The organism is Lacibacter sp. (genome assembly GCF_057361365.1).
This window is the reverse complement of the sequence record NZ_JBMQSG010000007.1, coordinates 226,044-248,321: the sequence shown is the minus strand read 5'-3', so window position 1 is coordinate 248,321 and position 22,278 is coordinate 226,044. Positions and strand designations below refer to the sequence as shown.

Here is a 22,278-nt window from a genome sequence, read left to right as displayed (position 1 = left end):
CAGTGCAATACATGCGACCACTGCAACAACGGTAAAAAAAGAAAACCCATTAGATAATGGGTCTTGATTGTTGATTTAACAACATGAGGAAAAAGTAAGATGCAAGTTAGAACGGCAATGAAACGATTTAACCGTTTACTTGTTTTCAACAAAGTGGCTTACATGTGTTTTTGGGAAACCTCATGTAACTATATCAGTGAATGAATGATCAGGAATATGAAATTAAGGAAAGAAAGGTGCAATTGCTGCTTTGAAGCCGGACAAATAACTGACAATTAAAGACTTGTTCATGTTAACCTATGCCGTGCCGTTAGTTTGGTTAAACAGTCCTGATGAATTCATCGAGGTTGGTATCGTTGCCGAGTTGAAGACGCTGGCGTAAGCGTTGTCGTGTTTTATGTACACTGTCGACAGAAATACCCAGCATGGCGGCCATTTGTTTAGTGGTTAATTGAAGACGGGTGAGTGCGGCCATGCGTTGTTCGGCAACAGTAATGTCGACAGACCTTTGTTTGAGCAGCTGAAAAAAGGATGGATAAATTTTTTCGAAGAGGGATTTAAATTTGATCCAGTCCTCCTCCGTTAGTATAGTACGCTGACTGATTTCATTTATCAACAACTGCTGTTCGGCAGGAACTTCTTTGTTTTGTACTTTTTGTTCCAGTTTTTCTATAAGGCTTGTTTTCTCCACGATATTTTCCGTAAACATCGTGAGTTGCTCACGGGCCAAAATAATTTCCTGCTCCATCTGTTTTTTTTCCAATTCAACACGTTCCACCTGAAGCTTTGCTTTTAACCGCTGCCTGGTAGTTGCCAGAAAACCGACAATTCCCAAGAGGATAATAGCTGTGATGAGTATGTTACGTTGCAACAACTGTTTTTCTTTTTCTTTTTGCAACGACTGAATACTGTACCTGCTTTTTTCATCGTTGGCTCTTGCCTTAGAAACAGCGATACCACTTAATGCAACCACACGTTCCAATGAATCGTTTAAAGCACTGTACTTTTTGTTATAATAAAAAGCGCTATCGTACTCGCCCATTGCTTTAAAAATTTCTGTTGCCGTAAAGTATGCGTTTCGCAGGTAATGCATATCAGGCGTGTGTGCGAGTAAACTAAAAGCTTCCCGTACCTGTTGCAATGCCGCAGTTTTGTTACCCATCTGTAATTGTGTGCGGGCAGTCCACTGAAGAGAATTGGCTGCATTATCATACAGCTCATTTTTTTTGCTGATGGTATAATCTGTATGTAATAAAGAAAGAGCTTTGTCAAATTGTCTCTGCTCGAAATAAATCTGCCCCATATTACCACTTACAATTCCCGTCCACACGTTTAACTTTAAATCCTGAGCTAATTGCATAGCTTTCTCATACCATATAAATGCTGAATCGTATTGTTGCATACGATGATACGCTAGTGCTGTTGTATTGCTGGTCCACATCATACGTAAGCTGTCTTTTTGCTTAGTATCTTGTTCCCATATTTTAAATGCCTTCAAACTATACTTCGCACTTTCACGGTATTCCCTGATCTTATACAGTAATTCGCCAGCCACCAAATAATCGATAGGTTTATTTTCAACCCCAATTTTCTCATTTAATTCCAGGCCATTGATGGTGTACATCATTGCAAACTCAAGTTCCTTTATTGTAAAGCAGCGTTGCCCATATAACAGGCTGATATATGCTATTAGCCGATCATCTCCCGACATGTAGGCCTCCTGCATTGCTTTTGTCCATAAATTCATCATCACGGGTTTTGCATTGGCGCTGAGTCTCGGTTCCATTTTCTCCAGTTCCGGCCGAACATCTTCCAAGTAAACAACTGTGGCTTTTATTGCATACAAAAAAGCTCTCGATAAAGAATTGGTTGATTTTGCTTCAAGTTCACGGAGAATTGCTTGAGCATTTCCGCTGTTGTATATTTCCATTGTAAGGCTATCTAACCGAACCCTGTTGACTAAGGATTGGTCATTCAATATTTTTTCAATTGTTGCAATATTTATTACGGGAGCTTGCGCCTGTGAATAAGTTGCAGAATGTATAGCAACTGATAAAGTAATGCAGATGTGGAGCAATTGGGGTTTTAAGCGATTCATAAGCATCGCCAATATAAAAAATAAATGCTAACACTGAAAGCTGTGTGTAACGGAAAGATTTTTTGATAAGATGAAGCAGAGCCTTCGACAGCGTTGTAACTTTAAACAAAAAAAACTATGCTACTCACTACAACACCCACCATAGAAGGCAAACCCATTCAGCAATACATTGGCATTGTTACATCTGAAGCCATTATTGGTGCCAATATTTTTAAGGATCTGTTTGCAGGCATCCGTGATATTGTGGGCGGCCGCAGCGGCACTTATGAACGTGTGATTGAGGAGGCCCGGCAAAATGCATTGGTGGAACTTCAACAAAAAGCTCAGCAGCTTGGCGCCAACGCCGTGGTGGGTATTGATCTTGATTTTGAAACAGTGGGGAGCGGCGGTAGTATGCTCATGGTTGTAGCTACCGGAACTGCTGTGAAAATTTAAAAATCTTTAATGAAAAAAAGAGCGGCTCGGGAAGCCGCTCTTTTTATTTTATTAATGCCTTTCAGGTGCCAGCACTTCATTGGGTGAGCGCCATAATGCACTCAGCAATAACTGCCGCATGAATAAGAATTCTTTGGGAAGCCTGTCATATAATTTTTCAAATAACTCTTCATGACCTAACAATTCCTGTTTCCATAATTCAGAATCGATGTGTTGTAATTCATGGAACTGTTCACGTGCAAATTTATCAGTGCCCAGCCCATCCCATGTAAGATCACGGTAACGTGGCCTCCATCCTATCGGGCATTCAACTGCACTTGCTCCGCCTTTACAACGTTCAACGATCCATTTCAGCACACGCATATTTTCACCAAAACCCGGCCACATAAATTCGCCTTTATCATTTTTGCGGAACCAGTTCACACCAAAAATGCGTGGTGCATTTGGTAAGTCACGGCCAAACTGTAACCAATGATTAAAATAATCGCCCATGTGATAACCAAGGAATGGCAGCATCGCAAACGGATCTCTTCTTACTTTGCCTAATTCGCCAAATGCAGCAGCAGTCATTTCACTACCCATGGTTGCTGCGAGATAAACACCAAAATTCCAGTTAAACGATTGATACACTAATGGTACAGCAGTACTTCTTCTTCCACCAAAAATAAATGCAGCGACATATACACCTTCCGGATTATCCCAATGCTCATCGATAGCCGGGTTTTGATATGCAGGAGCTGTAAATCTTGCGTTAGGATGTGCAGCAGGTTTTCCACTGTTTTTATCATAAGGTTTGCCATGCCAGTCAATTAATCCTTCTGGTACTTCTTTTGTCATTCCTTCCCACCAAATATCACCATCAGGTGTAACAGCCACATTGGTGAAAATAGTGTTGGCCTTAATGCTTGCCATTGCATTCGGATTTGTTTTTTCATTCGTTCCCGGCGCTACACCAAAGTAACCTGCTTCAGGATTGATGGCATATAAACGTCCATTATCACCTTTGTGAATCCAAGCAATGTCATCGCCAACAGTTGTAACTTTCCATCCGTCCATTTCTTTTGGAGGAATCATCATGGCGAAATTTGTTTTACCGCAGGCACTTGGGAAAGCGGCAGCAACATATGTTTTTTCTTTCTGCGGATTTTCTACACCCAGCAGCAACATATGTTCGGCTAACCAACCTTGGTCACGGCCAAGCACAGACGCAATACGTAATGCAAAACATTTTTTTCCAAGTAAGGCATTGCCACCGTATCCACTTCCGTATGAAATAACCAAACGTTCTTCAGGAAAGTGTGAGATGTATTTTACAGTTGGGTTGCAAGGCCATTTCACATCCACCTCTCCTTCCTGTAACGGAGCGCCAAGTGTATGTAAACATTTTACCCATTCGCCATTGATGTGTTTTAACACATCATCGCCCATGCGTGTCATGATGCGCATGTTTACAACAACATATTCACTATCGGTGATCTGCACACCGTAACGGGAGAACTTAGAACCAACAGGTCCCATACAGAACGGAATCACATACATTGTTCTTCCATGCATACTTCCCTTCGTTAAGTCTTCAAGGATATGTTTCATTTCTGAAGGTTCCATCCAGTTATTGGTGGGGCCTGCATCTTGTTTACGGGTACTGCAAATAAACGTTCTGTCTTCTACACGTGCCACATCGCTTGGATCGCTGAAGCAGGCATAACTGTTAGGACGTTTTGTTGAATTTAAACGGATGAATGTTCCTTTATCAACAAGCTGCTGACAAAGCTGATCGTATTCTTCTTGTGATCCGTTGCACCACAGTACTTCTGCGGGTTCAAAATGCTCTTGCATTTTCTTCACCCATTCTTTTAGTTCTGTTTTGTTAGGAGCGATCATTTTTTTGCGGGGTTTTGATGCGACAAACATAATATTCGATTTAGTAACCGCAAGTAAAAAATATTAAGATTGATTGGCAATGATGCATATAAGTGTGCTGTCCAATCTGTATCATTCAGTACGCAAGAGTATAATTTTGGCTGCTTTTTAATGACCATCATCAGTAATAAACCTCATGATTGAAAATAAAGTTGATCATCAACATGAAAATTTTTTCGCCGAACTGCAGTCTGCCAAAGTTTTTTGCCGCTTCCGTTTTTCAGCCTACCTTTTCTTATCAAAATTCTGTTGTATGATTGGGTGGATCACTTCGCTTTGGTGGAAATTGAATGGCTGGAAAATAACCGGAAGGTTTCCCGATGAAGTTAAAAAAATGGTGATTGCAGTGGGACCACACACCAGTGCATGGGATATTGTTGTTGGGCTTGCTGCACGTTATGTTACACCTATTAAAGAAGCTTATTTTCTTGGTAAAAAGGAATTGTTTGATGGTGCTTTTGGTTGGTTCTTTCGTGCTGTTGGCGGCACACCTGTTGATCGTTCTTCCCCGCATGGTGTGGTGCAACAGGTAGCGGATAAGTTTAAAGATCATGATGTCTTTCGTATAGCCATGAGCCCGGAGGGAACAAGAAAAAAAGTTGAAAAACTGCGTACAGGATTTTATTATATTGCTAAAGAAGCAAAGGTTCCAATTCTATTAGTAGGTTTTGATTTTAAACATAAACAAGTGATCTATGGTCCGCTCGTTCATCCATCAAGTGATGAAGCTGCAGATTTTAAACAGATCGTTGATTTTTTTGCACCCATCGAAGGAAAAACTAAAGAGGCAGGTATGGGGCATTTGTCTTAGTTCCGTTTTTATTTACATCATCATACCAAAGCAAAAAGCATGAGAACATTTCTTACAACTTTCGTGTGTCTGTTATTTTCCTTTTCAAACAAGGCGCAGGTAAAAACAATTTCCGCAACAAAAACTGAGGCATGGAAAAAAGAAGTGATCGCTTCTGTTGATGCAAAAGCAAAAGATGCACAGGTAATGGTTGATATGGTTTTCAGTTTTGCTGAGCTTGGCTTTCATGAAACTGAAACAAGTGCTTATCTCACCGGTATCCTGGAAAAAAATGGTTTTAGCATTGAGCGAGGCGTTTCAGGAATACCCACGGCATGGATTGCCAAATGGGGCAATGGCAAACCGTTTATTGCATTAGGTAGTGATGTTGATTGTATCCCCAAAGCATCACAAAAACCCGGTGTTGCTTATAAAAGTCCCATCATTGAAGATGCTCCGGGGCATGGTGAAGGGCATAACTCTGGTTTGCCTTTAGTGATACTTGCTGCTATTGAAGCCAAGAAAATTATGGAGCGTGAAAAACTATCGGGCACATTAATGATCTGGCCCGGCGTTGCAGAAGAATTAGTAGGGAGCAAAGCATGGTATATTCGTGATGGAGTTTTTAAAGATGTAGATGCCTGCATCTTCACTCATGTTGGCAACAACTTAGGTGTGAGTTGGGGCGATGCAGGAAATAACGGACTGGTATCTGTTGAATTTTTATTTGAAGGCAGCTCTGCACATTCTGCCGGGGCGCCATGGCGTGGTAAAAGCGCACTCGATGCAGTTGAGTTAATGAATATTGGGTGGAATTATAAACGTGAACATTTAAAACCAACGCAACGTTCGCACTATGTTGTTACTGACGGTGGGGATCAGCCGAACGTGGTTCCATCAAAAGCTGCAGTGTGGTATTATTTCCGTGAACGTACTCATGAAGATATTAAAGCCATGTATGATGATGGCATCCGCATTGCCAATGGCGCAGCTATGATGACGAATACAACTGTAAAACATCGGTTGCTTGGCACTGCATGGCCCGGGCATTTCAATAAATCTATTGCTGAGGCAGTTTATAAAAATATCAAGGCTGTTGGTTTACCAACATGGAGTAACGATGATCAGGCATTGGCAAGAGCAGTGCAAAAATTAGTGAGTGCACCGAGGAAAGATCAACGTGGAAACGTAATTGATGGCCTGGCAACTAAACTCGATACATTAAATGGGCCTGTGCAATTTTCCTGGGGAGCAGGCAGTGATGATATTGCTGACATTGCATGGAATGTTCCGACTGTTGTATTGCGTTATCCATCCAACATTCCCGGCACACCGGGTCATAACTGGGCCGATGGTATTGCCATGGCCACACCTATTGCACACAAAGGTGTTGTAAGCGGAAGCAAAGTGCTTGCATCAACATTGATCGATATGCTTACCAATCCAAAGATCATTGCTGATGCATGGGATTATCATAAAAACGTGCAGACAAAAGATCAGAAATATATTCCGTTTGTTGAGAAGAATACGCCGCCTGCTATTTTTCTGAATACAAAAATTATGGAGCAGTTCAGGCCGCAGTTGAAGAAATATTATTACGATCCTTCGAAATACAATACTTATTTAGAACAGCTGGGCATTACTTACCCAACTTTGGAGAAGAAAGATTAATAGTTCGTGGAGAAATTATTTCACTTCTTCAAACATACCGGTTTGTTTGTTCTTGCGCACATTATCCCAATGGAAATAACGGCCATTCATTGCAACGTACACTCCGTGGGGTAATGTTTGGGCAAAAGCTAATGCACTGCCGAGGTTAAAGAGACCATCGCTACTACCAAATTTAATCGGGATCATAGCACCGGTGAGTACAATGGTTTTGTCTGAAATTTTTTGAGCGAGTACTTTTGCGGTATCACTCATGGTATCGGTACCATGTGTAATAATGATCCGGTCTTCATCTGCATTGGCGCATTGGTGAACGATCAGGTCACGATCTTCATCCGTCATTTCAAGACTATCGATCATCATCAGCGTACGAATTTCAACCGGCACACGGCAACGTCCCATCTCAAGCAGATCATGCATATGTGTATCATTAAAGAAAAGCTGGCCGGTAATTTCATTGTATTCTTTATCGAATGTGCCCCCGGTAATAAAAATGCGAACTGCCATGACAAGTTGTTTAATAAGTGCAAAGAAAAAGAATCTATTGGTTGCAAGGCAATAAAAAAGGGACGCCGGTAAGCGTCCCTGAGTCATAATCAATAACCATCATCAGATCACTAAACCTGAAGAGTTGATATAATTCACTAAAGCTGCGCTGTTTTTAAGATTCAATTTTTTGAGGATATTATGACGGTGAACTTCTACTGTTTTCAATGAAATATTCAACTCGCCAGAAATTTCTTTTGAAGACATCCCTTGTTTGATGTATTTAATTACATCAAGCTCACGAGTTGACAGTGTATTTGCACCTGTACTTTCTTCTTCAAAAATCTGCTCACTCAAAATTGTTTTTACTTCGGCACAGATGTAACGCTTGCCTTCATATACTGCTGCAATAGCATCAAACATTTCCTGTTGAGGTGAGTTTTTGGTTACATAACCCATTGCACCAAGCTTCAATAATTTCTTAACGTAAGCTGGTTGCGAATGCATTGATACGCCAATGATCTTTGTTGCAGGTGAAAACTTACGGATCTGCTCCGTTGCTTCAATCCCGTTCATTGGGGCCATGTTAATATCTAACAAAGCAATTTTCGGACGTAATTTCTGAGCCATTTCAATAGCTTCCTCACCGTTACTGCACTGAGCAATTACAGTAAAGCGTGGATCACTATTCAAAATAAAACTCCAGGTTTCACGGATCAACTTATGATCGTCGGCAATTAAAACTGTAATCTTTTCCATTTCATGTCGTTTTTAAAATATTAATAGGAATTTGAATAATTAATTTGCAACCGTGTCCTTGATTCGTGAGGATCTCTACTGATCCTTCCTGTAATTCAGCACGGCTTTTTATGTTTGTGAGCCCTTGGCCCTTCTTTACTGTTTGCAGATCAAAACCTTTGCCATCGTCACCAATGAACACATAGATCTTATTATCTTCCTGAAACATTTCCACCATCACATTTTTTGCTTCTGCATGACGGACAATGTTGTTTAACTGTTCCTGCAAAATTCGGTAAATGGTTAGTTTAATACTATCATCCATCCGCTCTTCAATTGTATTCGTTGCAAAAAAACGAATGTCGAAACTTCCTAAGGCCCGGAAACTTTCTATAAGATCATTTACCGAAGCAATTAATCCAAGATCATTGATACTTGAAGGTACCAAGGATCGGGAAAGATTTCTTACTTCACTAATAATCGTGTTAATATGTTTTGTGCCCCGATCGATCAGTTCAGTTGGATCAGCCTGGTTCAACTTCATCATTTCCAGGTATAGTTTTGTTGTAGTCAACAGCTGACCAATATTATCGTGCAACTCCTTACCTATTTCAGCTCTTTCCTTTTCTTGTGCAAATACTGCAGCTTGTGCTACCTGGAACTGACGACCACGTTCTTTCAACATCAACTCTTTCTCCAGCTTCTTTCGTTCAGTTATATCACGCATGGCACCAACAATACGCACTGGCTTTCCTTTGTTGTTAAAGATCATATATCCTTTGTCAAGAACATTGGCATAAGATCCATCTTTACGACGAAAGCGATATTCGCATTCCCAGTGCGGCGTTGAGTGTTGCTGCAGGAAAGAATTAAAACTCTCGATCACCATGATGCGTTCATCGTTATGAATATTAGTTTCCCAAAAATCCAAATCCTGGTCGGCATCTTCAAATCCATGGCCAAACAATATTCGGTAACCTTCGCTCCACGTCATATTGTTCAACTCAAGATCAAGATCCCAGATTGCTTCATTCGTTGCTTTTGTTACCAGTTCATAACGTTCATTACTGATCTTAAGTTTTTCAGCAAATTCTTTTTGCTCCGTAACATCCTGCATGGTACCAACTAACCTGATAGGTAAGTGATCTTTATCAGTGATGAGGTAACCTTTATCGGCAACAAAGGCATAAGAACCATCGCTTTTCTGAAAACGATATTCGCAATGCCAAAGCTTTGTATGTCCCTGGCTCAAGAATGCATGCAGTTCTTGTATCACACGTTCTTTATCTTCCGGATGAAGTTTCGATTCAAAAAAATTCAGGTTGGAATGCTCTATGTCAGTATCGTACCCGAACAACACTTTATAACCATTACTGCGGATGATTGTTTTTGTCAACAGATCATAATCCCAGATGGCTTCGTTTGCTGCGCTTTTAATAAACTCGTAGCGTTCGTTGCTGATCTTAAGGGCTTCACCTGCTTCTTTCTGTGCTGTAATATCACGATGCGATGCAATGATGATGCCTTCACTCAACAGCGGAGTTGCAGTCCACGCCACCCATTTTGTTTCACCGGCTTTGTTAACAATGCGGTTTTCAAAATAGGGAATATCGATGCCACGACTTAAATCATTTAGTTTTTCAAGCACTGCAGATTTATCATAATCGTGTACATAGCTGAGTGGATGTATTTCTTTTGCTTCGTCTGATGAGTAACCACTAAATGCTTCAAAAGCGGGGTTCACACGTTTATATCTTCCATCAAGCCCTGCAATGGTGAGAATATCTTTGCTGATGAGGAAGAACTGATCAAGCATCAAATTATTCTTGCGCTTGGTTATCTCTGCAGCAAACAACTTGCCCTGCACGCCGATAAGGTTTACATCGTTACGATTGAATTTCTTTTGTTGCCTGTTTAAAAAGAAAAGGCAACAAACAACTACGCCTTCACTAATTACTGGTATCGCCAGAGCAGAATGAAAGCCATATTTAAGAGCGGCTTCTTTACGTTTAAAATCAAAAGGACTAGTTGCAATATCTTCAATCCAAAAAGGCTTTTGCGAAACAGACACTTCACTTGAAGCGTAATCGCTCAGCAAATACACATGATCATTTGTAGTTGCAGAAAATGCTGCGAGGTCATTATCTGACTCGTCAAAATCTGATACCTGGTTACGCAGGTAAACTGCATCAAAACCGGGCACCCATATTTCAGCCAGTTCCCAACCTGTAAATGATCTTAACTTGTTTAAGGCCAGTTTCAGATTTTCATTTAATGGTTTTGGCTGAATGAGTATTTCCGAAATATCGAAACCTAATTCGTTTTCCTGGTTGGTACGATACGACTCTGTGATATCGTTGATCTGTAACAGATATCCGTTAATGTTGGAATGAATAATTTCATGGCGGGCAATAGTTACCGATAATATGTCGCCACTTTTAGTGCGGTGTTCAACAGGTTGGCCACTTTTATACAAATCATAAAGATGTTCGCACTTAACCGGCTTGTCGAATATCTTACACAAGCTGATAGCCAGAAACTCTTCTTTTGTATAACCATAATGCTCCACAGCAAAATGATTTACATCGAGGATCGTTTTATGATCGTTACTAATTACAAAAAGCGGAAGTGGTAAATGATCAAAAAATAATTTGTACCTGTTCTCACTTTCCTTCAACGTTTCTTCCCACTGCTTGCGCAGGGAAATATCATTGAGGTTAATGAGCATTGAGCGAATATGCGGATTGTGAAAAAGGCTCCTTCCCTTGGCTTCGGTCCATAACCAACTGCCGTCTTTTTTCCTGAAACGAAGATCGATTGCACGATTTTGATCAGGCTTTTCTACTTCAAGTTTAAAAGTGGCAGCTGCAAGCGCAACATCGTCGGGATGAACAAACGAAAAACCATTCAAACCAAGTAACTCTGAAGGTTCGTAACCCATCACCTTTGCCACATTGGGCGAACAATAATTAATATTGTTATTCTCGTCGGTAAGAAAAAACACATCAACCCCATTTGAAAGAAGTTGTTCCAGCATTTCTTCTTTACTTGTCATATCCATTTGAGGCGAGCCTGTTTGCGGCGCATCAAAACCTATGCATTGAATATAATTCTCTTCGCCGTTATAGGATACCTCCCATTTTGTGGAAATAAAATGGCCGTTTTGTTTTGCTTTCCGTAATTCTACTGAAACTGCAACACCCGGTTTTTGTAAAGTTGTTTTTAACGCAGCAGAATAAGCTTGCTGATCATCGGGGTGAATAGATGCAAGTGAATGAATGCTGGTGATCTTTTCTTCATCCAGTCCAAAGCGATAAAAATAGTGTGGATTTGCTCCTGCATAATACCCGTCAGGCCTTACCAGCACGTAATAGAGCTGTTGGCTGAGTTCGAAGGATTCGGGTATAAAGACGATACTATTCATTAATATTGGATACGTAACAAAAGTAATTTAAAACACTTATCGCATTTGTAGTACAAAATGTATTTAGAAAGCGGTAAACTTTAAACTACCTGTACTACTAAAACTACAATTCCAACAGTAGATTCTGGTAAAAAATACTGCAAAATTTCAAGCAGCTGAAATAATGTTTTTCCAATGGCTGCAAAACTCCGGGAGCGCCGAAAAGCTATGTTTCCACTCATACAATCCTGACATCCTGTTTTATATTTTCCCCTATCTTAAGCCCTTCATTTTAAAAAATCAACAACAGCATGAGAAGATCAGTCCTTTTCGCCTGGCTGTTACTGTTTTGCACAGTAGCCAGGGCGCAGGAAACCTTTCCTGTGAATGGCGTAGCCGACCCACGCAACGGCCTTTATGCATTTACCAACGCAACAATTGTAAAAGATGCGTCCACCACCCTCAGCAATGCCACACTAGTGATTAAAGACGGGCGCATTGTTTCTGTTGGTACGAATGTAAACGTACCAGCCGATGCGGTGGTGATCGATTGTAAGGGGAAATTCATTTACCCTTCTTTCATTGATGTGTATGCCGATTATGGCATGCCTACACCGCAGCGTACCCAAGGTGGTTTCAATTTTAACTCACCAGCACAACTTACCTCTAACCAGAAAGGAGCGTACGGTTGGAACCAGGCAATACGCACCGATGTGCAAGGGGTGCGCATTTTTACCGGCGATAATGTAAAGGGTAAGGCTTTACGTGATAATGGGTTTGGATCGGCTCTTGTTCACCAGCGTGATGGTATTGCAAGAGGCACGGGTGTATTTGTATCGTTGATTGATGCAAAAGACAATAAAGCCATCCTGAAAGAAAAAGCATCTGCTCACTATTCGTTCAACAAAGGAACTTCCACTCAATCTTATCCAGGTTCTGTAATGGGTTCTATTGCTCTTTTGCGCCAAACATATTTAGATGCACAGTGGTATAAAAACAATCCGCTGGCCGAAGGTGTGAATCTTTCGCTTCGCTTTTGGAACGAACATCAAAACCTGCCGCAAATTTTTGAAGCAAATGATAAATGGGCTGTTGTTCGTGCCGATAAAATTGGTGATGAATTTGGTGTGCAGTATATCCTGAAAGCTGGTGGTAACGAGTACCAACGTATTAATGAAATGGCGGGTACAAAGGCCACTTTCATTCTTCCGCTTAATTATCCTACGGCAATGGATATAGAAGATCCGCATGATGCACGTTTTGTTTCGTTGAGCGATATGAAGCATTGGGAAATGGCTCCGGCAAATGCTGCTATGTTTGAAAAAGCAGGCATTAATTTCTGTTTAACCACTTCCGATCTGCGTGATGCACGCCAGTTTCTGGCTAATCTCCGCAAAGCAATGGAATATGGTTTAAGCGAAAACAAAGCTTTAGAAGCACTCACAAAAACTCCTGCTACTGTTTTAGGTGTGTATGATATGGTTGGCAGTATTGATGCGGGTAAGATCGCCAACTTCCTTATTACATCAGGCCCCATCTTCTCCGAAAAAACAGTGATCTATCAAAACTGGGTGCAGGGCGAAAAGTATGCAGTGAAAGACGAATCATGGAGCGATGTGAAAGGCATTTACAATTTAACGGTTAACACAGCAGGTGGAGCAAAGAACTACACGCTCGAAGTTAAGAGCAGCACTACTGCAAATGTAATTGGAAAAGATACCATTGCAGGTCGTTTTAGTTTTGATGGAAAGCAAGTAAAACTAAATTTTCCTGAAGCAAAAGGAAGTCGCAACAACATTCGCTTAAGTGGTATTGCAAATGATACGTATTGGAGTGGGGTTGGCGATGATGCAAATGGAAATCGCTTTACCTGGACGGCTGTTTACAATAAAGAAACAATTGTAAAGGCTGATACAACACGTCCTAAAACTGCGCCTAAGCTCAACGCTGTTCCTTATCCTTTCAATGGCTATGGTTTTACAGAAATGCCAAAGCAGGAAACAATTCTTATTAAAAATGCAACTGTGTGGACCAACGAGAAAGAAGGTGTTTTACAAAATGCAGATGTATTAATTAAGAACGGAAAAATTTCTGCAGTTGGAAAAAATCTGAGCGATGCCGGCGCAAAAGTAATTGATGGAACAGGCAAACATATTACTGCAGGCATTATTGATGAACATTCACATATTGCAGCATCATCTATTAATGAAGGTGGGCAAAGCGTAACATCTGAGGTACGTATTACTGATAATCTAAATCCTGAAGACATTAATATCTATCGCCAGTTGAGCGGTGGTGTTACATCATCGCATATTTTACATGGTTCTGCAAATACCATTGGCGGACAAACACAACTCATTAAACTCCGTTGGGGTGCAAATGATGAGGGTTTAAAATTCCAGGGCTGGCCAGGGTTTATCAAGTTTGCATTAGGTGAAAACGTAAAACGTTCATCATCGCAACAAAACAATCGTTTCCCTGACAGTCGTATGGGTGTAAGCCAGGTATTAATTGATGCGTTTACTCGTGCAAAAGATTATGAAGCCGGCTGGAAAAAATATGACGAAGACAAAAAGAAAAATGCAAAAGCTGTTGCACCACGTCGTGATCTTGAGTTGGATGCATTGGTAGAAATCATGAATAAAAAACGGTTCATCACTTGTCACTCTTATGTGCAAAGTGAAATTACTGATATGATTCGTGTAGCAGATCGGTTTGGATTTACATTGAACACCTTCACGCATATTCTTGAAGGTTATAAAGTAGCTGATAAAATGAAAGCACATGGTGCCGCAGCATCAACGTTCAGTGACTGGTGGAATTACAAAATGGAAGTGCTGGATGCTATCCCCCAAAATGCTGCTATTATGCAAAAAGTTGGTTTGAATGTAGCCATCAATTCAGATGATGCAGAGATGGCCCGCCATTTAAATCATGAAGCTGCGAAGAGTGTTAAGTATGGCGGCATGAGCGAAGAAGATGCATTGAAAATGGTTACACTTAATCCTGCGAAAATGTTGCATGTTGATGATAAAGTGGGCAGCATTAAAGTGGGTAAAGACGCTGACATTGTTGTGTGGAGCGATCATCCGCTGAGCATTTATGCAAAAGCTGAAAAAACAATTGTGGATGGTATTGTTTATTACGATCGTGAAAAAGACAAACAAATCCGTTTGGATATTGCGAAAGAACGTGCAAGACTGATGGCAAAGATGATCGGTGAAAAAAGAACAGGTGCGCCAACCGTTCCGTTTGCTCCAAGCATGGAGATCATGCATACTTGTACAGATCATTATCACAATCATGGATTACTTGTACTCGATGCAGATGATGTTGATCAAAACAGCAACCAATAAAATTTACGACAATGAAGAAATTAATATTCAGTATACAACTTTTGCTCGTAAGCATTCTTGCAGTTGCGCAGGAAACTGTTTACCCTGCAAAAGCACAAACAGAAACAATCACTATTACCAATGCCACTATTCATGTGGGCAACGGAACGGTGATTAACAACGGATCAATCACATTCGAGAATGGAAAGATCAAAGCAGTTGGACAATCTGCCACCGCCGCCGGCAAAGTGATTGATGCCAAAGGGAAGCACATTTATCCAGGGCTTATTCTCTCTTCTTCAGAATTGGGATTAGCAGAAATAAGCAGCGTAAGAGCAACCATCGATCATACAGAATTCGGTTTATACAATTCAAACATCCGTTCTATTGTAGCTTACAATACCGATTCAAAGGTGATTGCCACACTTCGCAGCAATGGTATTTTATTTGCGAATGTGGTACCACAAGGCGGCACCATCAGCGGCACTTCAACAGTTGTGCAATTAGATGCATGGAACTGGGAAGAGGCCACTTATAAAGCCGATGGTCAAATGCATTTGAACATGCCCAGTTTGTTGCCACGCCCCAGTCGCTTTGCAGCATTCTTAGGTCAAACAGAAACAAGAAGCACAGCCGACCAGGTGAAAGAAGCATTAGGCAGAATTGAAGACATCAAAGCGTTTTTTCGTGAAGCAAAAGCTTATCACAAAGAGGCATCACACACAAAAACCAATTTAAAATTTGAAGCAACAAAAGCTTTGTTTGAGAAAAAACAAAAGTTATTTGTGCATTGCGATGTGGTGAAAGAAATGCTGGTTGCTATCGACTTTGCAAAAGAGTTTGGTTTTGATGTGGTGATTGTTGGCGGTAGTGAAAGCTGGCAAATTGCTGATCTGTTGAAGCAAAATAACATTGCAGTTATTCTTGCAGAACGTCATGCATTACCAACTTCACCTGATGATGATGTGGATCTTCCTTACAAATCGGCTACTTATTTACAGGATGCCGGTGTGCTGTTTGCCATCAATGATACCGATGGTTCAACACGTGGACGTAACCTACCTTTCAATGCCGGTACAGCTGCAGGTTACGGCATCACCAAAGAGCAGGCGTTGAGTTCCATCACGCTTAATGCAGCAAAGATTTTAGGTATTGATAATATTACCGGCTCGCTTGAAGTAGGTAAAGATGCCAATATCGTTGTGAGTGAAGGTGATATTTTGGATATGCGTTCAAGCATTATCACTCATGCGTTTATTCAAGGTCGCCAGGTAAGCCTGGAAGACAAGCACAAACAATTGAACGAGCGTTATAAGTACAAATACGGCATCAAATAGCCTGTTCGCTTACATTTCATGAAAAAGGTTGCCAAAAAACGGCAACCTTTTTTCTTTCGTATATATGTAAACACTTAAAAAAAACGTTTATACCTTCACGGGACCAAATCAACTAACCACACCCACTATGAAGAAGCTTGTATTTTTTTTATTTCTTGTAACGGCCGTTTTTTCGTGCCGTAAGCCCCAGGATACCCCACCATTGCAAAATATTCTTACGCAAGGCACCTGGCGCATTTCCTTACTTAAAAATAACGGCAGCAACATTACATATCTCTATACCGGCTGGAAGTTTACATTTAAGGCTGATAAAACGATGCAGGTAACTGATGGAACAAACACGTACGATGGTACGTGGAACGAAAATGCAGCCGGCGATACTTTTGAATTAGATATTACCTCACCCGAACTTGAACTTGAGTACATCAGTAAACTTTGGTACAACGAACTACTCAATCCCAAACAGGTGCTGTTTCATAACCAAAGAAACAATCCCACGCAGGAGTTACAGTTTACAAAACTTTAATTGGTCAGTGCTGCAGTTTCGGATAATCAAAAAACCAGAATTCTTTTTTTGCCTTTTTAAAATCTTTCCAATTTTCGATATCTGTTTTTACAGCAAAAACAGAACAGGTGGGCATATTGTCGATACTGGTATTGGTAAGTGTATTCGCAAATTCAGTAATGCCTTCGTTGTGTGAGAAAATAGCAGCCGAGGAAACTGAATCCGGAATATTTACAATGCTCTGCATAAATACATCAGGCACTGCAAGGTAGAGCTGCGATTGAAGATGAAGAAGATCTTCCGATGCTTTAAATTCCTGCATAAAAAATATACATGTTTGCTTTGCCCTTACTGCAGGGCTACTTAAGAATGCATCGATCTTTATTTTACGCTCGTGTAATCGCTGCGCCATCATGGGCGCATCTTTCAGTCCCCTGGTATTTAAGGGCCGGTCAAAATCATTTTGTGCCGGGTTATCCCAACTACTTTTTGCATGACGTATAAGAAGTAGTGATTTCATGTGACAACTTATTAAGGTTTCTGAACATAGTCTTCGTCATAAATTTAGCAACTCCACCAATTGCTCAATGTTATTTATGACGCAATCATATGGTTAAAATAAAAAATCCATTTGCAATAAAAAAACCACCCGACTACTCAGATGGTTCCCTTAAAAGTATTTTTCCCGGTTTAGTCTAATAGATTTTAAAGACGGGCATTTAATGATAGCAAAAATTCAGCCAAAGAGCCATTTAAAGGTTTTTTTAGTACCCCCGTACATTTTTGCCATCAAGATAGTTGAGCAATGCTTTATTACATACTCTGTTACCTCCTGGTGTCGGGTAATTTCCGGTGAAATACCAATCGCCTGTATTGGTTGGGCAGCTTGCATGCAGATCCTCGATATTTTGATAAATCACCTGTACAGGAATCGTAAATCCGGCAGGTGTGATCAGTTGTGCAATTTTATCGCTGATCTCTTCTGTTGTAAATGGTTTATAGATACGACGAACTACATTCTCCGTATGCAATTGATTTGTGCGTTGTAATTCTTTAATGGTATTATGTACTTCCTCTATCAAATCGGTCATTCCCCTTTCTTTCAACAATTCAATTGCTGCACGGAATGCAACGAAGTCACCCATCTTACTCATATCAATACCATAACAATCAGGATAACGTATCTGTGGTGCACTTGATACTACAATAATCTTTTTAGGACCAAGGCGACCGAGCATACGCACAATACTTTCTTTCAAGGTTGTACCACGCACAATAGAATCATCAATCACTACTAATGTATCAACATCCTTCTTCACAGTGCCGTACGTAATGTCGTAAACGTGTTGCACCATTTCGTTGCGGCTGCTGTCTTCAGTAATGAACGTACGCAGCTTCACATCTTTGATTGCAATTTTTTCCTGCCTGATCTTACGAGTGATCATCTCGTTCAACTTCTCTTCATCAAAATCTTTACCCCAGCTCATGATCCGCTGTACTTTGATCTGATTCAGGTATTCTTCCATGCCTTTTACCAAACCATAAAATGCAACTTCTGCTGTGTTAGGAATATAAGAGAAGATGGTATTCTTGAGATCGTAATCAATATGTTCAAGTATACGCTTGCTTAATTTATGACCGAGAGTGATACGTTCACGATAAATTTTTTCATCGCTGCCACGGCTGAAGTAGATACGTTCAAATGAACAAGCCCTGCGTTCTTTTGGCTCCAATATTTGCTCAATATGATATTGGCCATCTGCTTCAACAATCAACGCTTGCCCGGGCATTAATTCTAATACTTCATTTTCACCAACGTTAAATGTTGTGCGTATAGCTGCTCGTTCACTTGCTGCAACCATCACTTCATCATTCACATAATAATAAGCCGGACGAATACCATGTGCATCACGCATTACGAAACTTGCACCATTACCTGTCATACCACCAATGGTATAACCTCCATCAAACAATGGCGTTGCTTTTTTCAACACATTGCACAGGGAAGGATTATTAGGACTCAGTTCATCTTCCTTCACAAGAAAATGATGTACGACTTCCATCATCGCTGCCAAATCGCTCTGGCGCTGAAATTCACCCGGATCAATATTCACCAATCCAAATAACTCATCGGTATTTACAAGATTAAAATTACCAGCGAGTGCCAGGTTACGGGAAGGATGCGTGTTCCGTTTGATAAATGGATGACAAAACTCCACGTTGTTTTTGCCTTGGGTACCATAACGAAGATGACCTAACATCAACTCACCAAGAAAAGGCAGATGACCTTTCATTAAGCCGGCGTGTTGTTTTATATCCGGTTGATATTTTTCCAGCTCCTGCACTTCCTGTCCTACCTTAAAAAACAAATCGGCAATTGGCTGATTGGCGCTGCTACGCAGGCGATGGAGGAAAGGATAACCCGGTTCTACATTCAGCTTAACAGCAGCAATACCGGCACCATCCTGTCCACGGTTGTGTTGTTTTTCCATGAGCAGGTACAGCTTGTTAAGGCCGTACAGCACGGAGCCATATTGTTTCTGGTAATGAGAGAAGGGTTTTCGTAAACGAATGAAGGCCAGGCCACATTCGTGTTTTATTTCGTCGCTCATGATTGTATTGAGAGGTTGGCCTTGGTTAACCCTTGGCCAATGAAGGCGCAAAGGTAAGAATCAATGCCAACATTACTGCATTAATTAAGGACTGATTCGGGATGCAGGCTCTGCGCCAGCCACAAAAATTCCCGGATAAATACATCAATGTTTTTCTGATAAGCTTCATCAAGCAGGTTTCCGTCCTCGTCGAATTTCTTATCTACATTTCCTACTACCAGCATATGCGGGCTGGCAATACCAAATAGAGCATTGATCAGTAATTGCATTTGCTGAGTTGCCCTTATACCGCCCATAATTCCCGTGCTGGCTGTAACGATGCCGAAGGCTTTGTGACTTTGTTTCGGGTAATGATCCAATAAATTTTTCATCACCGGCGTATAGCTGCCATTATATTCCGGAGTTACCAAAATAAAAGCCTGTGCATCGAACATTCGTTGGCTTAACGGTTTAAATTCTTCCGGGGTTGCATCAACAGATACAAATACCTGTTGCAACAATGGAAGATCCCATTCTCTTGAGTCGATAATACTTACCGTGTGATTTGTGTTCGCTGTCAGCAATTTTTGGAGAAACACTGCAACACGATGTGTTACGCTGTTTTCTCTCGGACTGCCTGATATTATTTCAATGTTCATTTTAATAATTGGTTGAGGATTGACATGATGCTGCTTGCACCTTTCAACAAAATTACCTCTATTCACCCAATGCTTGCCTACAGTCAATTTAAGTGCCCAAACTTGCCAGCATTAAAATCATCAATTGCTTCTATAATTTCCTGTTGCGTATTCATCACAAACGGACCATAAGCAGCAACCGGTTCGGTAATAGGTTCGCCACTTAACAATAACACATGCGTTTCGTTATTTGTTTGAATATGTATTTGTTCACCGATGTTATCAAACATCAGCATATCACCTTCACGTGCAGTTTTGTCGTCGTTAACAAGAATAGTTCCTTTCAATACAAGTAACGTTGTATGATCACCATCCACCACATTCAAATTAAAAGAAGCATCAGCTTTTGCATGTGCATCAAAAATATTGATACGTGTAAATGTATTTGCCGGACCTTTCACACCATTCATTTCACCTGCTATGATGCGGATCTTTCCCTTATCATCGCCTATTTGTATTTCGGGGATGTTCGTTGAACGAATGTCCTGGTAAGCAGGTGGCGTTGATTTGTTTCTTGCAGGCAAATTCACCCACAATTGCGCACCATGTAATACCCCACCTTTTTTACTGAATTCTTCTTCATGAAATTCTTTGTGAAGAATACCGGCACCAGCCGTCATCCATTGCACATCACCTGCAAATAATTTCCCTTTACCACCGCTGCTATCTTCATGCGCCAACGCACCTTCCCACAAAATGCTTACCGTTTCAAAACCTTTGTGCGGATGTACATCCACACCACGTGGATGATCAGTTGGTAAATAATTCGTAGGTTCAATATAATCAAGCATCAGGAAAGGGCTCATGTCTTTCCACATTGCCGACGAAATAAATGTCCTTACTTTAAAACCATCTCCTACCATATGAGGGGGAGCCGCTCTCCTGACATACTTGATCTGTTTCATTTTTTTACGATTGCTTTGAAAAACCGGCGTTAGCCGATTTGATTATTGTTTCACGAACTGAACGTGGAATTGCAGTTTCACTTCATCACTTACAACTACACCACCAGCTTCAGTTACTGCATCCCAGCCTAATCCAAATTCTTTACGCTTAATTTTTCCTTCTGCTTCAAAACCGACTTTTGTTTGTCCCCATGGATCAACAACCACACCATTGAAATCTGCTTTCAATTCAATTGGTTTTGTTACATCACGAATAGTAAGGTCACCTTTTACGATATAGTCACCACCATTTTTGGTGAAAGAAGTTGATTTGAATTTTAAATGCGGATATTTCTCTGCTGCAAAAAAGTCATCACTTTTTAAATGCGTATCACGTTGTTCGCTGCGTGTGTCAACACTATTGATGTCGGCAGTAAATTCTACTGCTGCATCGCTGAAGTCTTCTGCATCTGCTGTTAATGTTGCATCGAATGATTTGAACTGACCTGTTACCGTTGTGATCATCAGGTGTTTTACTTTGAAGATAATGTCGCTGTGCGATGCATCAATTTTGTACGTTGCCATTTTGTTTGTGTTTAGATTATTATTGTTTAATTTTTTGTTTACTTATTAGTTTAACATAGGTACTTCCATAAGAAGCAATCTTGCATCAGTATCGGCTTTAATACTGAGTGTATCTGTTTCGCTGACACCAAGGCCATCCCGTGCGTTCAATACTTCTCCGTTAATAGTTACATCTCCTTCAAGTACAAATGCATACACTCCGCTGTTTGTTCCTTTCAGTTTGTACTCAGTATGAAATCCTTTTTCCAGGTTTCCTAAGCTAAACCAGGCATCCTGGTGAATCCATACCCCTTCATCATCTGCATTTGGGCTCAACACCTGGAGGAGATTGTTTTTCATTTTTTCTTCCTCCAGTGTGATCTGCCCGTAACGTGGCTGCACATTCTTTTTATTCGGGAATACCCATATCTGCAAAAACTTTACGTCCTGATCCTTGTTGGCATTCATTTCACTATGAGAAATACCCGTTCCCGCACTCATCACCTGAATATCGCCTTGCTTGATAATTGCTTCATTCCCCATGCTGTCCTTATGTTTCAAGTCACCGCTCAAGGGGATGGAGATGATCTCCATGTTATCATGAGGATGCGTGCCGAAACCCATGCCTGCTGCCACTGAATCATCGTTCAATACACGCAACGCACCGAAATGAATTCGTTCGGGGTTATAGTATCCCGCAAAACTGAAACTGTGGTAGCTATTAAGCCAACCGTGATTTGCATGACCTCTTGTTGTTGCTTTGTGTAAGACCGTTTTCATTAAAACTCCTTTTTGTTTTACATGTATGTACATGTATTTGAATAAA

Annotated in this window: 17 protein-coding genes; 6 read left to right on the top strand and 11 right to left on the bottom strand. The window is 40.8% G+C overall.

Translation table 11 applies throughout. The features are described 5' to 3' along the window. Nucleotides 1–319 precede the first annotated feature (319 nt). On the bottom strand, nt 320–2,098 hold the full coding sequence (locus tag ACO1QW_RS05825; protein ID WP_486256578.1) for a tetratricopeptide repeat protein: 1,779 nt from the start codon (nt 2,096–2,098) through the stop codon (nt 320–322). Between the two features lie 117 nt (nt 2,099–2,215). Between ACO1QW_RS05825 and ACO1QW_RS05820 the strand changes: the two genes are divergently transcribed. Continuing rightward, entirely contained in the window at nt 2,216–2,533 is a 318-nt protein-coding gene (locus ACO1QW_RS05820; protein WP_486256576.1) for a heavy metal-binding domain-containing protein, read from the top strand. 51 nt (nt 2,534–2,584) lie between these two features. On the opposite strand, the gene ACO1QW_RS05815 is transcribed toward ACO1QW_RS05820, so the two are convergent. Further along, nucleotides 2,585–4,444 (bottom strand): phosphoenolpyruvate carboxykinase (GTP), encoded by a 1,860-nt coding sequence (locus ACO1QW_RS05815; RefSeq protein ID WP_486256574.1) that lies wholly within the window; start codon nt 4,442–4,444, stop codon nt 2,585–2,587. A gap of 262 nt (nt 4,445–4,706) precedes the next feature. On the opposite strand from ACO1QW_RS05815, the gene ACO1QW_RS05810 reads away from it, so the two are divergent. Then, nucleotides 4,707–5,264: a 1-acyl-sn-glycerol-3-phosphate acyltransferase gene (locus ACO1QW_RS05810; protein ID WP_486256573.1), complete on the top strand. Its 558-nt coding sequence runs from the start codon at nt 4,707–4,709 to the stop codon at nt 5,262–5,264. 39 nt (nt 5,265–5,303) lie between these two features. Further along, nucleotides 5,304–6,914 carry an amidohydrolase gene (locus ACO1QW_RS05805; protein WP_486256572.1) on the top strand — a complete coding sequence of 537 codons (1,611 nt, stop codon included), beginning with the start codon at nt 5,304–5,306 and terminating at the stop codon, nt 6,912–6,914. A gap of 15 nt (nt 6,915–6,929) precedes the next feature. Here ACO1QW_RS05805 and ACO1QW_RS05800 read toward each other — a convergent pair whose 3' ends face one another. From ACO1QW_RS05800 to ACO1QW_RS05790, 3 genes are all read right to left on the bottom strand, one after another. After that, a complete protein-coding gene (locus tag ACO1QW_RS05800; protein ID WP_486256570.1) occupies nt 6,930–7,418 on the bottom strand; it encodes an asparaginase domain-containing protein in 489 nt (162 codons plus the stop codon). Between the two features lie 102 nt (nt 7,419–7,520). Continuing rightward, nucleotides 7,521–8,156: a response regulator gene (locus ACO1QW_RS05795; RefSeq protein WP_486256568.1), complete on the bottom strand. Its 636-nt coding sequence runs from the start codon at nt 8,154–8,156 to the stop codon at nt 7,521–7,523. Between the two features lies 1 nt (nt 8,157). Continuing rightward, entirely contained in the window at nt 8,158–11,559 is a 3,402-nt protein-coding gene (locus ACO1QW_RS05790) for a PAS domain S-box protein (RefSeq protein WP_486256566.1), read from the bottom strand. A 290-nt stretch (nt 11,560–11,849) separates the two neighbouring features. On the opposite strand from ACO1QW_RS05790, the gene ACO1QW_RS05785 reads away from it, so the two are divergent. The 3 genes from ACO1QW_RS05785 (at nt 11,850) to ACO1QW_RS05775 (ending at nt 16,736) form a co-directional block, all read left to right on the top strand. Then, nucleotides 11,850–14,894: an amidohydrolase family protein gene (locus ACO1QW_RS05785; RefSeq protein ID WP_486256564.1), complete on the top strand. Its 3,045-nt coding sequence runs from the start codon at nt 11,850–11,852 to the stop codon at nt 14,892–14,894. An 11-nt stretch (nt 14,895–14,905) separates the two neighbouring features. Beyond that, a complete protein-coding gene (locus tag ACO1QW_RS05780) occupies nt 14,906–16,210 on the top strand; it encodes an amidohydrolase family protein (protein ID WP_486256562.1) in 1,305 nt (434 codons plus the stop codon). 127 nt (nt 16,211–16,337) lie between these two features. Continuing rightward, nucleotides 16,338–16,736 carry a hypothetical protein gene (locus ACO1QW_RS05775; RefSeq protein ID WP_486256560.1) on the top strand — a complete coding sequence of 133 codons (399 nt, stop codon included), beginning with the start codon at nt 16,338–16,340 and terminating at the stop codon, nt 16,734–16,736. A 4-nt stretch (nt 16,737–16,740) separates the two neighbouring features. On the opposite strand, the gene ACO1QW_RS05770 is transcribed toward ACO1QW_RS05775, so the two are convergent. The 6 genes from ACO1QW_RS05770 to ACO1QW_RS05745 all read right to left on the bottom strand — a co-directional run bounded on the left by ACO1QW_RS05770 (nt 16,741) and on the right by ACO1QW_RS05745 (nt 22,232). Continuing rightward, nucleotides 16,741–17,235 carry a SixA phosphatase family protein gene (locus ACO1QW_RS05770; protein ID WP_486256558.1) on the bottom strand — a complete coding sequence of 165 codons (495 nt, stop codon included), beginning with the start codon at nt 17,233–17,235 and terminating at the stop codon, nt 16,741–16,743. Nucleotides 17,236–17,479: 244 nt separating this feature from the next. Beyond that, a complete protein-coding gene (locus tag ACO1QW_RS05765) occupies nt 17,480–19,327 on the bottom strand; it encodes an amidophosphoribosyltransferase (RefSeq protein WP_486256556.1) in 1,848 nt (615 codons plus the stop codon). 80 nt (nt 19,328–19,407) lie between these two features. Further along, on the bottom strand, nt 19,408–19,965 hold the full coding sequence (locus ACO1QW_RS05760; protein WP_486256554.1) for an NADPH-dependent FMN reductase: 558 nt from the start codon (nt 19,963–19,965) through the stop codon (nt 19,408–19,410). Between the two features lie 83 nt (nt 19,966–20,048). Continuing rightward, nucleotides 20,049–20,909, bottom strand: a complete 861-nt coding sequence (locus ACO1QW_RS05755; RefSeq protein ID WP_486256552.1) for a pirin family protein — start codon at nt 20,907–20,909, stop codon at nt 20,049–20,051. Nucleotides 20,910–20,951: 42 nt separating this feature from the next. Then, on the bottom strand, nt 20,952–21,473 hold the full coding sequence (locus ACO1QW_RS05750) for a YceI family protein (RefSeq protein ID WP_486256550.1): 522 nt from the start codon (nt 21,471–21,473) through the stop codon (nt 20,952–20,954). Nucleotides 21,474–21,518: 45 nt separating this feature from the next. After that, a complete protein-coding gene (locus ACO1QW_RS05745) occupies nt 21,519–22,232 on the bottom strand; it encodes a pirin family protein (RefSeq protein ID WP_486256548.1) in 714 nt (237 codons plus the stop codon). Nucleotides 22,233–22,278 lie beyond the last annotated feature (46 nt).

What these genes read in the sequence shown, in the direction of transcription:
- ACO1QW_RS05825 (WP_486256578.1), bottom strand. Translation starts at nt 2,098, where the DNA reads ATGAATCGCTTAAAACCCCAATTGCTCCACATCTGCATTACTTTATCA.
- ACO1QW_RS05820 (WP_486256576.1), top strand. Translation starts at nt 2,216, where the DNA reads ATGCTACTCACTACAACACCCACCATAGAAGGCAAACCCATTCAGCAA.
- ACO1QW_RS05815 (WP_486256574.1), bottom strand. Translation starts at nt 4,444, where the DNA reads ATGTTTGTCGCATCAAAACCCCGCAAAAAAATGATCGCTCCTAACAAA.
- ACO1QW_RS05810 (WP_486256573.1), top strand. Translation starts at nt 4,707, where the DNA reads ATGATTGGGTGGATCACTTCGCTTTGGTGGAAATTGAATGGCTGGAAA.
- ACO1QW_RS05805 (WP_486256572.1), top strand. Translation starts at nt 5,304, where the DNA reads ATGAGAACATTTCTTACAACTTTCGTGTGTCTGTTATTTTCCTTTTCA.
- ACO1QW_RS05800 (WP_486256570.1), bottom strand. Translation starts at nt 7,418, where the DNA reads ATGGCAGTTCGCATTTTTATTACCGGGGGCACATTCGATAAAGAATAC.
- ACO1QW_RS05795 (WP_486256568.1), bottom strand. Translation starts at nt 8,156, where the DNA reads ATGGAAAAGATTACAGTTTTAATTGCCGACGATCATAAGTTGATCCGT.
- ACO1QW_RS05790 (WP_486256566.1), bottom strand. Translation starts at nt 11,559, where the DNA reads ATGAATAGTATCGTCTTTATACCCGAATCCTTCGAACTCAGCCAACAG.
- ACO1QW_RS05785 (WP_486256564.1), top strand. Translation starts at nt 11,850, where the DNA reads ATGAGAAGATCAGTCCTTTTCGCCTGGCTGTTACTGTTTTGCACAGTA.
- ACO1QW_RS05780 (WP_486256562.1), top strand. Translation starts at nt 14,906, where the DNA reads ATGAAGAAATTAATATTCAGTATACAACTTTTGCTCGTAAGCATTCTT.
- ACO1QW_RS05775 (WP_486256560.1), top strand. Translation starts at nt 16,338, where the DNA reads ATGAAGAAGCTTGTATTTTTTTTATTTCTTGTAACGGCCGTTTTTTCG.
- ACO1QW_RS05770 (WP_486256558.1), bottom strand. Translation starts at nt 17,235, where the DNA reads ATGAAATCACTACTTCTTATACGTCATGCAAAAAGTAGTTGGGATAAC.
- ACO1QW_RS05765 (WP_486256556.1), bottom strand. Translation starts at nt 19,327, where the DNA reads ATGAGCGACGAAATAAAACACGAATGTGGCCTGGCCTTCATTCGTTTA.
- ACO1QW_RS05760 (WP_486256554.1), bottom strand. Translation starts at nt 19,965, where the DNA reads ATGAACATTGAAATAATATCAGGCAGTCCGAGAGAAAACAGCGTAACA.
- ACO1QW_RS05755 (WP_486256552.1), bottom strand. Translation starts at nt 20,909, where the DNA reads ATGAAACAGATCAAGTATGTCAGGAGAGCGGCTCCCCCTCATATGGTA.
- ACO1QW_RS05750 (WP_486256550.1), bottom strand. Translation starts at nt 21,473, where the DNA reads ATGGCAACGTACAAAATTGATGCATCGCACAGCGACATTATCTTCAAA.
- ACO1QW_RS05745 (WP_486256548.1), bottom strand. Translation starts at nt 22,232, where the DNA reads ATGAAAACGGTCTTACACAAAGCAACAACAAGAGGTCATGCAAATCAC.